The following is an 11,805-nucleotide window of genomic DNA, read 5'->3' on the forward strand; positions in this document are numbered from 1 at the left end:
GTCCTAAGTCAAGTGACTGTAGCTACTTAATTAAGGCTAAATAATAGCAAGTTAAGAAATGGCGTAGCCATTTCTTAACTTGCTATAACCCCGAAGAATTGATTTAGAATTTGCTAGAAGCATTAAGATTATTTGCCTGCTGCAAGGCGGATATCTGCTGTTGCACCGATGGCGAGTATAAACGCAGGTAATTCCAATAGTTACCTAAAACCTTAGATACATAATCTCTGGTTTCGTCGTAGGGAATGCTGTTTACAAAATCATCGGGATCGCCAATTCCCCTGGACTCTACCCATCGTCCTACTGCTCCAGGTCCTGCATTATAACTGGCTACAGCAAGCATCGAATTATCGCCATAACGACTATGGGTATAGTCTAAGTACCAAGTTCCAAAACTGATATTATCTTCGGGATTATCGAGGTTGTAGTTGTTGATCCCCTTTTTGCTGGCGATCCATGAGCCAGTGTCGGGCATAATTTGCATTAGTCCGATCGCCCCTGAGCGAGAACGAATTTGCGCTTCAAAGCGTGACTCTTGACGCACTAACCCGATGACAAGAGCTGGAGAAAGCTTGCGATCGTTTGCCCAATTAGAAATCAAATCCCAATAATGGAAGGGGTAAAGGGATTTCATATAGGCAGGATGCTGCTTAAGCTGGGCAATGTCTGCCTTTTGTGACTGAGATACATCAATCCAATCTAAACTTTCAAGGGTTTTAATGCCGATGAGATTGTCTTGATTTGCTACGCGCAATACACCATCGTTAAAGATTTCCTTGGGTTCGAGGTTCCGCTTACCAGCAATTTCCGATCGCCATTGAGATCTAGCATCGCGATCCAAACCGAGAATATACAGTTCTTGCAGCTTTGCCGAGCCCACGGGCAAACTCTGGCGGGCACTGGGCAAGGCGATCTTTGGCGTAGTGTAACGAGCCGTAGTAAAAGTTCCTACTTGCCAACCTAGGGAACTCGCGGCACGCCATGCGTAATAGGAATCAGGGTGTTGTCGAATTGTAAACTCAAAAAACCTTTTGGCTTTCGCCTTATCCCCAGTTTGGCTTGACCATTTCCCTGCCCAAAAACTTGCTTCGGCGGCGGATTTACTATCAGGAGCATTGGCAATTAATGCTTCAACTGAGGCGATCGCCTTAGGGGTTTGTCCTCCCTGAGCTTGACCTTTAGCAATCCGCCAACGTAGATCTGCGGCTGCCTCACTATTACCATATTTTTCTAACAATAGATTCCTTGCGCTACTAGCCGCTTTAGGGCTATCAAATTTATCCTGCAAAATGTTGGCTTTGAGAGCTAACGCTTCGCCTGCGGTATCGGGATAGCTGGCAACAATGCGATCGGTGGCGGCAAGGGCTCCTTCTGGCGAATCTATCTGCGTAATCCGAATTAGGGCACGGGGTGCTTGGGGGCTTTGTGGAAACTGCTGCACGACATGATTATAGGCAGCGATCGCCGCATCAAATTGTTTGCCCCGATGGAGGCTACGGGCGTAGTTATAGGCTGTGATGGGGTTAGGTGTAGCCCGACTATAGGCATTAGCGGCTCTGCCAAATTCAAAATTGGAATAGTAAGCATCAGCAACTGCCCACCACTGATCGGTGGTAAGCGCAGGAGAACTTGCGACCAGACGATTGAGGATGGGTACGATTTCTTTGTAATCGCTAAAGTAGGTGGCTAAGTGCGCCATGAGATCGACTCGATTGGGATCCTGCGCTAATAGACGCAGCGCAACTTCTTGCGATCGCGCATGGGCGGGAAATTTTTGTAAAAGCTGTTGGTTTTGCCCCAGTGCAAATAGAGCTTCAGCCGTAGCAGGACTATCGGGGAACTTGGCTAAGAGGCTTTCCCAAGTAGTTTTGGCTGCTTGCAGATCGCGGAGTTGGGTTTGGGCCTGTGCGCGTTTCAGCAGAATGTAATCGGCGAGGAGGGGATAATTTTCTTCCAGTCGATCGAGAGTGGCGATCGCTTCACGCGCTTTGCGATTATTGAGATAGATATCAGCAAGTACCAAACGGGCTCGCATGGACTCAGCATCATTACTGGAGCTTGGCGTTTTGGCTTGAGTTTCGAGTTTAGCAATCCTGAGATCGATCGGAGAGTAGATCAGAGGGTCGAAGGAATTGGCGTTACTAGCAAGGCTGGAATTCAGACTGAGATTATCCTCAGAAGTTGCTGAGATTAGTGGGGCGCTAGCTCCTGCTAATGTAGCACTGAGCATAAGCACAATTGACCAACGCATTAATTTTCTCATCCCGATACATTCTTAATGGTCAGCATCCTAGCATTTTTTATAGATATGATAAAACAAACCTTTGCAAAAAAGAATTATGGGGAATTACGAGGTAATCTGGGAATGTATAACTTTCTAAAAAATTTACTAGTTATTTTTCTGGTTCTTGTGTGAACAGGTGAAAGTAATGAAATAAAACAAAGAATTATTAGATACGTTAGTTTGATAAAGCTAATACTGAAAGACCCATACTAACTGTCTAATGGACTTTACAGGCTATCATTTTTGTTTTTAGATGATGATTCTTAACTAATATTATTTAGCATAGCAATGTAAGTTTTGCTCTAGCCATAAACTCAAAAAGAGGAGTAGCAGCGCTTCCCACGACCACTCCTCTTTTTTGATTTGATTTGTACTAACTCAATCAATCATTGCCATAGAGACAATTATAGCGGTTTACATTCAAACCCAAACCAAGAAAATTTTTGAAAGTGTTGCTTTGCAACACTTTCAAAAATTTTCTTGGTTTGTTTGATCGATAATTGCTGTAAATATAAAAATCAACAACTGTACTGTATGGCTGCTATCGCTTCAACTATGCTCAGCAAACCTTCTCTTCTTGGTTACTGCAAGGCGATAGCAATGCTGCCCAGCTAATTTCGCTACAGGTAGCGATCGAGGCAAAGTTATAGTAATCCTAAATGATTTGTGGAAACACCCCCCTTTTGGGGGGTGCTTCCACAAACCCAAAAATCTACAAATGATTTAGGACTGCTATATAGCCATTTGTAGTTAAGACATAAAACCCAAAATAGAGTTGCGGCGCAAAGAGCCGCAACTCTATTTTGGGTTTGTCCTAACATAATTGGCTATCGCTATACTTAACTATCCTTTGTCTTTGCAAGTACAAAGCTACTTAGCGATCGCTGTACTGATAAGATCGGAATTTGAGCAATAGCTTCCGTCGCAAAGGCATAGGTAAGTAAATTCGCCGCACTCTCGGCATCGATCGCCCGACTTTGGAGATAGAAGATTTCTTCGGCATCCAATTGGCTAACCGTTGCCCCGTGAGCGCATTTGACATTATCCGCAAAAATTTCTAATTGAGGTTTGGTATCCACTCGCGCCTTGCCCGATAGCAACAAATTGCGGCTTAGCTGTGCCGAATCAGTTTGTTGGGCTAACTTCGCGACTTGGATTTTGCCATTAAAAATCGCATGGGAGCGACCATCGGCAATGCATTTATGCAATTGCTTGCTAGAGCCGTGGGGATAGTTGTGGGCAATGCAAGAATGGGTATCGGCTAATTGGTCATTGTCAATAAAAGCTAAACCTGTGAGCGAAGTTTCCGTTTGTTCCGCCATTTGATGCACAATCAAATTTTGACGAGAAATCTTTGCCCCAAAGCTAATCGCTTGATTCTTGTAGACACTATTTCTTGCTTGGGCGATCGCTGTGGTATTAATATGAAACGCTTCGTTACCCTGCTGTTGCACCTTAGTGTGATTGACCTGAGCCCCTTCCGCTAGCCAAACTTCCGTCACCGCATTGGTGAAATAAATGTGATTATTTTCGCCGACAAAGGTTTGTACAAAGGTCAATTGGCTATGGGTTTCGGCAATCACCAAACAACGAGGCTGGGTGATTAAAGTTGCCTCACCTGCTTGGGGAGCAGAGATAAAGAGCAATTGCACAGGATTCTCGACCACCAAGTTTTTAGGCGCGAGAATAATCGCCACATCTTCCATGCAAGCCGTATTGAGACTCGCAAAATAATCATTCGCATCGGGATGCTGGGCGAGGTGCGATCGCAATTTTGGCAACAGGCGATCGCCAAGGTTGGCTAATGTCCCAATAACTAAGCCTTCAGTTGCAGCGCTAGTATCGGACAAGTCCTTGCGATATTTTCCATTCACAAATACTAGACAGTTGCCTAAAGATTCTGGCGCAATATTATTCGCAATCAGCGCTTCAAGGTTAGCCGTGCGGGAAGCGATCGCTGGTTGATTGGCAAAAGTCAAAGTCCCCAAAGCGGAAACATCGGTATATTTCCATTCTTCGTCTTTAGTGGTGGGGAAAGATAGGGTTGCTAGGCGATCGCTAGCCAACTGACGCAGATTGCTAACAAAATCGTTAGTATCCCGATCAGGACTTGCATTATCAGAGCGCAAACCTACAACTTGAGCAACAAATTGTTCGCTATTTACAGCCAGTTTACTGCGCGTACTTAACGCACCCTTAAATTCCGCTTGATCTTCCAATTGTTCAGAAACTTGAATAGCCATTATGCCAACACCGCCTCTTCTTCCTTGAGCCAGTCATAGCCCTTCTCTTCTAGTTCTAGCGCCAAATCCTTACCACCCGTGAGTATGATCTTGCCATTTTCCATCACATGAATGAAGTCGGGAATAATGTAATTGAGCAAGCGTTGATAGTGAGTAATCACGAGGGAAGAATTATGTGGCGTTGAGAGTTTATTCACACCACCTGCCACAATCCGCAAAGCATCAATATCTAGACCTGAATCCGTCTCATCAAGAATTGCTAAAGTAGGATCGAGAATTGCCATTTGCAAAATTTCATTACGCTTCTTCTCTCCGCCCGAAAATCCTTCATTTACACTACGGCTCAAGAATGATGGATTCATTTCCACAATTTCCAACTTTTCTTGAATGAAGTCATCGAAATCAATAATATCAAGTTCTTCTAACCCCTTATGCTTTCTCAAATTGTTATAGGACAAGCGCAAGAAATCTGAATTAGTTACCCCTGGAATTTCCAGTGGATATTGAAAGGCTAAAAATATCCCTTCTCTAGATCTAATTTCAGGTTCTAAATCTAAAAGATTCTTACCCTTATACCAAATCTCGCCGCCAGTGACGGTATAGGCAGGATGTCCCGCTAATACTTTAGAGAAGGTGCTTTTGCCCGATCCGTTGGGGCCCATAATCGCATGGACTTCACCAGCCTTAATCTCGAGATTTAGCCCTTTAAGAATCTGGACTCCATCCACTTCCGCAGTCAAATCCTTGACCGATAAAATTACTTCACTATTTTCGACAATCATCTATGTTTCTCTTAACAGTTATTTAATATTGTATAGCGTTTTGCATGACTGTGTACTCATTTGTAAAACAAAAAACAATCAGAGTAAGGGTTTGCGCTTTTGATTTTGTCTACGGCAAAATCAAAAGCGGTATACTTATGTAGTAGATAAATATTGGCAGAATAAGAGTGAGAAACCATGTCTTACAATGCTTTTACGTTACGCAAAGCGAAGGAAGAACTAAATCTCAATTTTATCGAAGGGGTAAGATTTTTACCTGATTTAGATGTAATTACTCCTAGCGCCAGCCTGACTGAATTTTTACAAGAAAGTATTCCGCTAGCGATCGCTATGGGATCAGAAAAAGCGCGATCAGAATTAATTATTTCGCCCATTCTATTTGAAGTAAGAAAACAGCTCGATCGGCAAATTAGCTTTTTTTCAGGGGAAGAGTTTAATGTGGATGAAAGTATTGGTTTAAATGGGGTTTGTGATTTCTTGGTTAGCCGTTCAACCGAGCAGCTTTTTGTGGAAGCCCCTGTAGTTGCGATCGTGGAAGCGAAAAAGGATGACTTGAAATCTGGTTTAGGTCAATGTATTGCGGAAATGGTCGCTGCACAAAGGTTTAACTTGAGTCGCAAGAATGCGATCGATATCATTTATGGTTGTGTGACTAGTGGCAATCGTTGGCTATTTTTACAATTGAAGGAACAAAATTTAACCATAGATTTAGAAGAATATGTAGTTCCTCCTGTGAATTGGTTGCTCAATGCTTTGGCATGGATGTGCAAACCAGATCTAATCTAATAGCTAGAAAGACTTAAGCATTTGGAGGATACGTTACACTAACGTATCCTCCAAATGCTTAAAGATAATGGTTTACTAATTCAATGCATTCCACTCATCAATCGTGATTTCTCTACCTAAAATATTTTCAATTTCTTTTATCATCATTTTTAGCTGTGGAACGGAATATTCTAAATTTGATGGGATTGTGAGCCGACATTGTTTATAAATCATAAATTGATGTCTTGTGCCAGAAAATACACCTTCAAATTCAAGTTTTTGTAGCTTTCTGATAAATTCTTTACGCTTACATGGTGCTAATCGGCTCACTTTTTAGCTCCTGATTTAGATCGATTCCACTAATGATCGGTAAATGATGACCTAGCTTTAAACCTAAAAACAACCAGTCTTCAAATACAGATTGCACTTCGTATTCGCATTCCCGTAAAGTTTCGCCAAAAGCAATTACACCATGACAGTTTGGAATACGTCCAACAAAAGAGTTATCCTCCAGCTTGTCGTAGGTTGCTTGTCTGAGAGCTTGCTCTACATAGTCACTAAGAATAAATTTAACAGCCATATTAACTACCTACATATTCATCTTCAAAGACCTCTGCCCAAGTTAAACCTAGAATATCAGATTTACAATTCATCTCAGCTTCGGCTTTGCGCTTTGCTTTGATAAAAGCCTGATCCCAAAGTGATTCGATAAACTCACGATTGAGGCTAGGCATCTCTTCTTGGCTTTCCTCGATCGCATCACGCGCATCAAGAATCGAAACAATCCAACTACGACTACGCTTATTTGGCTGGGTTTTCCACTTAATAATATGCATCATTAAGCGAATTAATTGACTTTTAAGAGCTTGACTTTCTGATCTTGACATTGCCTCAACTAGTGCATTCAGTGCGGCTTTTGCTTCTTCTGTTTGTCCTTGCTGGAGCAAAGTTTGAGCAGCCTCAGCAGTTTGGAAATGAGAGTTAATTGCCATCATCTTCCAGTCTGTCGTAGGATTTGTTTTCGGATTTGCTAGCATTTCCACACCTCCTTAGTTTCAAACCGTTGTTAATAATTGTATGGCACGCTTCAAGATTTCTGATTGACTCACCATTTTACCAAGGGCGATCACATCATAAGCACCACCAAAAGCCTCTAGTCTGGCATTGTCTAAAGCGCGATCGTATGCCTCTTCGAGAATTTCTTGAAGTTCGCGATCGCTTAAATAATTGCCACTAGCCTTACGCCGTTTGTTAGTACGTTGAATTAAGAAAATAGCATTACGGATTGACACATCCCAAGAACTTGTAGAACGCTTTTCGGCAGACTGCTTGATTAGATGTAGCAAGAGAATCACAGCATAACTTTCGATTTTATTAATCTTGTCGTCTTTGCTCATCTCTTCTAACTCATCAATCAGCATTAGAGCAGATTGGGTATCTCCTCTCTGAATTAGCGATCGCAGTTCTATGAGTTCTTCCATAATTCTCCCAAAAATAAAGTAGACACGAAGTGTCTACTTTATTTTAGCCAACACTATTCTCTAACTTCAGAGCCAAAAGCTTATCTGCCTCAACTGCAAACTCCATCGGTAAAGCATTAAACACTTCCTTACAGAAGCCGCTAATAATCATCGAGACGGCATCTTCCACGGCAATACCGCGTTGTTGGAAATAGAAGAGTTGTTCTTCGCCAATCTTAGAAGTGGAGGCTTCATGCTCGACTCTGGCGGTATTGTTTTGGACTTGGATATAGGGGAAAGTATTTGCCAGTGAGCAGTCACCGATCAGCATTGAATCACATTGAGAATAATTTCTCGCGCCTTCTGCTTTTGGTGAAATCTTGACTAAGCCACGATAGCTATTTTGGGAGCCACCTGCGGAAATACCTTTAGAAACGATTTTACTGCGGGTGTTTTTGCCGATATGTACCATTTTTGAGCCTGTATCGGCTTGTTGCTTGTTATTGGTCAGCGCTACCGAGAAAAATTCGCCGACGGAATTTTCACCGACTAATACACAACTGGGATATTTCCAAGTAATTGCCGAACCAGTTTCCACTTGCGTCCAAGAAATTTTAGAGTTCTTGCCTTGGCATAAGCCGCGCTTGGTTACGAAGTTATAAATACCGCCTTTGCCATTTTTATCGCCAGCGTACCAGTTCTGCACGGTGGAATATTTGACTTCAGCATCATCGAGGGCAACTATTTCCACAACGGCGGCGTGCAATTGATTCGTATCAAACATCGGTGCAGTGCAACCTTCGAGATAGCTCACATAGCTACCTTCTTCGGCAACAATCAAGGTACGCTCAAACTGTCCCGAATCGCCATTGTTAATGCGGAAATAGGTAGATAAGTCCATAGGGCATTTCACGCCTTTGGGAATATAGACAAAGGAACCGTCACTAAATACGGCGGCATTTAGGGCGGAGAAATAGTTGTCAGCGATCGGGACAACGCTTCCTAGGTATTTTTTGATGAGTTCGGGGTATTCATGCATCGCTTCGGAGATCGAGCAAAAAATTACGCCGACCTTGGCTAAATCTTTCTTAAAGGTAGTCGCGACGGAAACACTGTCAAAGATTGCATCAACGGCAACATTGGCGAGACGTTTTTGCTCAGATAGGGAAATCCCTAATTTCTCAAAGGTATCGAGCAATTCGGGATCGACTTCATCGAGGCTTGCCTTTTTCTTGGACTGCTTGGGGGCGGAATAGTACACGATATCTTGATAATCGATCGCGGGATAGTCTACATGCGCCCAAGTCGGTTCTTGCATCTTTAACCATTGGCGATACGCTTTGAGGCGAAATTCCAGCATATATTCTGGCTCATTTTTCTTAGCCGAAATCATGCGGACGACATCTTCACTAAGCCCGCGAGGAATCGTGTCCGACTCAATGGACGTAACAAATCCGTATTTGTATGGTTGGTTGACAAGTGCTTGAACCGTTGCAGTCATGTCAGTGGAGGCTCCTGATAAATTTAAGGCTCGAATTAAGACTCGATTTAAGGCTCGAAAAGGGCTTGCAATGTCTCAAATCGACATTGCAAAAAGTTATTAGCTATTATGTAGCTATTTATTTAGCTATAATGCTACTAAAACAACTTACTTGTTTCTTTACTAATTGTAGGTTACATTAACAACACATAGGTTGTCAAAGTCAATTTTTTTATAAATATTGCGATTGCGATCTGAATTGCAAAGCATGGCAAATCGACAATATGATTAGGAGCTTATTTTATGCAAACTCCCCTTGGTCTTGTTGAAATGGTTGGGCTAGACTTAAAAACAGACAGTAAAGGTGATGCTAAACATGATCCCAAGCATGATACTAAGCATGATATTTTGCAGCATTTGCTAAAGCGTGGTGAGGCAACCGCCCAAGAGCTTGCTGAGAAGCTAGATATTAGTCCGCAGGCTATTCGCAAGCATTTAAAAGATTTGGAAGCTGAGGGGGCGATCTATCACACCGCCGAGCAGTTAGGTATGGGTCGTCCTCAGTTTATTTATGCCTTGACTGCCGCAGGGCGCGATCGCTTTCCCGATAGCTATAACCAATTTGCCGTAAATTTCTTAGATACACTCATCGATACCCTTGGCAAGGAGCAGGTATCGGAGGTGTTACACAAACAGTGGCAACGTAAAGCTCAGCATTATCAATCGCAACTCGGAGGTGGTTCCCTCAGGCAAAGGTTGGAGAAATTAGCGGAAATTCGACGATCTGAAGGTTATGTGACGGAATGGTTTCCTATTGAGGGAAATGATCTGGAAAATCAGAACTTTATTTTTACGGAGTATAACTGTGCGATCGCCCATGTTGCCGAGTCATTCCCGAACGTATGTGGGCATGAGCTGGAAATGTTTGCGACCGTTCTGGGTTGTCCTGTGGAACGAACTCACTGGATGGTTAACGGCGAGCATCGTTGTGGATACTTAATCCAAAATTCCATTCATTGAGGGCGATCGCTAAGCTCTAGCCCTCAATAATTCTGCTAGCATAATTAAGTAGCTGAGTATAAATAGACTAAAAGCCTAAAGCCCCGTGCCGCCCGTTGCGCGGGCTGCACAGAGCCTGTTTTTATGCTTTAAATATGCTGATGTGCTTATTAATCTTGAAATCAATATTAAAAAAATAGGAAAAAATATGAGTCAGACTCTAACGAGAGAGAATGTGGAAAATGTTTTAGATGAGTTGCGTCCTTATCTAATGTCCGATGGTGGCAATGTGGAACTAGTAGACATTGAAGGTCCTATCGTGAGATTGCGTTTACAAGGTGCTTGTGGCTCTTGCCCTAGTTCGGCAATGACTCTCAGAATGGGTATTGAGCGGAAGTTAAAGGAAGAAATTCCTGAAATCAGCGAAATTGAGCAGGTTTTCTAAATAGGTAAGTATGGGTGGCGCAAAGCGCCGCCCGTCCTTTTAGCATCACAAACTCTTGAATTGGTAGAGAAATGTAGCATAGAGCGCTGTCATCTTTGCCTTAAATTTATTGAGTATTTCGGGTTAAGGTGGATTTGGATTGTGAAGCGTAGAAAGATAAAGTTTGCATTGGTTTTGCTGGGTTTGTCGAGTTTCGCGATCGCTTTAAGTGGATGCATTTCGGCATCTCATTCTCAACTAACTGACAGTATCAAAACTTCAAATATCAGAACTACGAATGTCCCAAATCAGCAAATTGTAGCAACCCCATCAGCAGCTATTTCCCCATCAGCGCAGACAGATGCTGTAGAAAAATGCTCTGAAGCAAAAGCAGTATCTCCTAGCCAAAAACTGAAACTGCGAAGATGCACTGATAGTCGAGATCGAGAAAATGAAATATTAATTCTTGAGGAGAATAGCAAAGAAATTGGTAGATGGAATTCAGGCATATGTAATCGAGCATATTGTCGAGGTGATTTTTTTGATGCGTTTGAAATTGACTTGGATGGAGATGGGAAACAGGAATTAATTATTGCTAGATTGCTTGGTAGCAATACTTTAGGAGTCGCCTATTGGAATATCTATATTTTCCAAGATCCATCCATCGCGCCATTTCAATTACTGATGCATTTTGTAACTAATGATTACAATAGGCTAGGAACTTTTGTTCCTGATGGCGATCGCTTTGAAGTTTGGACGACTCAATGGGCGTGGACTGGAGAAACCACGGGAATCATCGGACAGCAATGGCGATATCGAAATGGAGAATTAATTCCCACCGATCATCCAGTACTAAGGCGATGGTTGTCCTTTAACTTTGCTGCCGAGCGATCGCAAACCCATCATGATCCGCGTATACCTTATTTATGGTTGGCAAATCCCAAGGCTCAAGCCTATGAAGAGAATCCATTATTACAACCCTATGAAATTACTAGCATCGAAGATGGAACTATTCAAGATGTTAGAAATGTTAGCGATATCAATAATAGCTGTACTGAAAAATCAATTCTCGATTGTATGATCGTTGTAGATTTCAAGCCCGATTTTGGCGATCCTCAATCCTATATTTACGCTCGCAAAAGTACTAGTAATTTACTAGGCTTCTATTACTTTGGCGATTGGTCGAGTCGCAGAATTTATCCCGTAAGTTATTTGCCATCCGACCCACAGAAATGGTTAAAAGATAAGCGGGGAAAAATAATTATAGATAATTCAAATAAAAACTACAGCTTCGACTTCGCTCAGCTAGCTTACACCGAGGGCTGAGCGAAGTCGAAGCCCGTCTACAAGTTATTTAAAACAACTATA

The 11,805-nt window shown here is 42.5% G+C and carries 12 protein-coding genes; 4 read left to right on the plus strand and 8 right to left on the minus strand.

The window, feature by feature from the left end; genetic code table 11:
* Positions 1 to 103: 103 nt before the first annotated feature.
* From AC805_RS04220 to sufC, 3 genes are all read right to left on the minus strand, one after another.
* Entirely contained in the window at positions 104 to 2,251 is a 2,148-nt protein-coding gene (locus AC805_RS04220; RefSeq protein WP_055074255.1) for a transglycosylase SLT domain-containing protein, read from the minus strand.
* 872 nt (positions 2,252 to 3,123) lie between these two features.
* Positions 3,124 to 4,527 (minus strand): Fe-S cluster assembly protein SufD, encoded by a 1,404-nt coding sequence (gene sufD, locus AC805_RS04225; protein WP_055074256.1) that lies wholly within the window; start codon positions 4,525 to 4,527, stop codon positions 3,124 to 3,126.
* A complete protein-coding gene (gene sufC / locus AC805_RS04230) occupies positions 4,527 to 5,309 on the minus strand; it encodes a Fe-S cluster assembly ATPase SufC (protein ID WP_009627519.1) in 783 nt (260 codons plus the stop codon). Before sufC ends, sufD begins: the two co-directional genes overlap by 1 nt.
* A 177-nt stretch (positions 5,310 to 5,486) precedes the next feature.
* Between sufC and AC805_RS04235 the strand changes: the two genes are divergently transcribed.
* Positions 5,487 to 6,095 (plus strand): hypothetical protein, encoded by a 609-nt coding sequence (locus AC805_RS04235; RefSeq protein WP_055074257.1) that lies wholly within the window; start codon positions 5,487 to 5,489, stop codon positions 6,093 to 6,095.
* A 75-nt stretch (positions 6,096 to 6,170) separates the two neighbouring features.
* Here AC805_RS04235 and AC805_RS25120 read toward each other — a convergent pair whose 3' ends face one another.
* The 5 genes from AC805_RS25120 to sufB are packed head-to-tail and all read right to left on the minus strand — an operon-like array spanning position 6,171 to position 9,035.
* Positions 6,171 to 6,404: a hypothetical protein gene (locus AC805_RS25120; protein WP_082429393.1), complete on the minus strand. Its 234-nt coding sequence runs from the start codon at positions 6,402 to 6,404 to the stop codon at positions 6,171 to 6,173.
* On the minus strand, positions 6,382 to 6,654 hold the full coding sequence (locus AC805_RS04240) for a type II toxin-antitoxin system HicB family antitoxin (protein ID WP_055074258.1): 273 nt from the start codon (positions 6,652 to 6,654) through the stop codon (positions 6,382 to 6,384). The genes AC805_RS25120 and AC805_RS04240 overlap by 23 nt, the downstream gene beginning before the upstream one ends.
* Position 6,655: 1 nt before the next feature.
* Entirely contained in the window at positions 6,656 to 7,111 is a 456-nt protein-coding gene (locus AC805_RS04245; RefSeq protein ID WP_082429394.1) for a DUF29 domain-containing protein, read from the minus strand.
* An 18-nt stretch (positions 7,112 to 7,129) separates the two neighbouring features.
* Positions 7,130 to 7,555, minus strand: coding sequence for a DUF29 family protein (locus AC805_RS04250; RefSeq protein WP_055074259.1), 426 nt, complete (start codon positions 7,553 to 7,555; stop codon positions 7,130 to 7,132).
* A 43-nt stretch (positions 7,556 to 7,598) separates the two neighbouring features.
* On the minus strand, positions 7,599 to 9,035 hold the full coding sequence (gene sufB / locus AC805_RS04255; RefSeq protein ID WP_055074260.1) for a Fe-S cluster assembly protein SufB: 1,437 nt from the start codon (positions 9,033 to 9,035) through the stop codon (positions 7,599 to 7,601).
* Between the two features lie 282 nt (positions 9,036 to 9,317).
* Between sufB and sufR the strand changes: the two genes are divergently transcribed.
* The 3 genes from sufR (at position 9,318) to AC805_RS04270 (ending at position 11,763) form a co-directional block, all read left to right on the plus strand.
* A complete protein-coding gene (gene sufR, locus AC805_RS04260; protein ID WP_197278627.1) occupies positions 9,318 to 10,034 on the plus strand; it encodes an iron-sulfur cluster biosynthesis transcriptional regulator SufR in 717 nt (238 codons plus the stop codon).
* Between the two features lie 187 nt (positions 10,035 to 10,221).
* On the plus strand, positions 10,222 to 10,458 hold the full coding sequence (locus AC805_RS04265; protein ID WP_009627512.1) for a NifU family protein: 237 nt from the start codon (positions 10,222 to 10,224) through the stop codon (positions 10,456 to 10,458).
* Positions 10,459 to 10,599: 141 nt separating this feature from the next.
* A complete protein-coding gene (locus tag AC805_RS04270) occupies positions 10,600 to 11,763 on the plus strand; it encodes a hypothetical protein (RefSeq protein WP_156341299.1) in 1,164 nt (387 codons plus the stop codon).
* The last annotated feature ends 42 nt before the right edge of the window (positions 11,764 to 11,805 follow it).

It is taken from the genome of Pseudanabaena sp. 'Roaring Creek' (assembly GCF_001402795.1).
In the GTDB taxonomy this organism is placed as follows: Bacteria; Cyanobacteriota; Cyanobacteriia; order Pseudanabaenales; family Pseudanabaenaceae; genus Pseudanabaena.

Coding starts and splice junctions, on each gene's coding strand:
- AC805_RS04220 (WP_055074255.1), bottom strand. CDS start 2,251: ATGCGTTGGTCAATTGTGCTTATGCTCAGTGCTACATTAGCAGGAGCT.
- sufD (WP_055074256.1), bottom strand. CDS start 4,527: ATGGCTATTCAAGTTTCTGAACAATTGGAAGATCAAGCGGAATTTAAG.
- sufC (WP_009627519.1), bottom strand. CDS start 5,309: ATGATTGTCGAAAATAGTGAAGTAATTTTATCGGTCAAGGATTTGACT.
- AC805_RS04235 (WP_055074257.1), top strand. CDS start 5,487: ATGTCTTACAATGCTTTTACGTTACGCAAAGCGAAGGAAGAACTAAAT.
- AC805_RS04240 (WP_055074258.1), bottom strand. CDS start 6,654: ATGGCTGTTAAATTTATTCTTAGTGACTATGTAGAGCAAGCTCTCAGA.
- AC805_RS04245 (WP_082429394.1), bottom strand. CDS start 7,111: ATGCTAGCAAATCCGAAAACAAATCCTACGACAGACTGGAAGATGATG.
- AC805_RS04250 (WP_055074259.1), bottom strand. CDS start 7,555: ATGGAAGAACTCATAGAACTGCGATCGCTAATTCAGAGAGGAGATACC.
- sufB (WP_055074260.1), bottom strand. CDS start 9,035: ATGACTGCAACGGTTCAAGCACTTGTCAACCAACCATACAAATACGGA.
- sufR (WP_197278627.1), top strand. CDS start 9,318: ATGCAAACTCCCCTTGGTCTTGTTGAAATGGTTGGGCTAGACTTAAAA.
- AC805_RS04265 (WP_009627512.1), top strand. CDS start 10,222: ATGAGTCAGACTCTAACGAGAGAGAATGTGGAAAATGTTTTAGATGAG.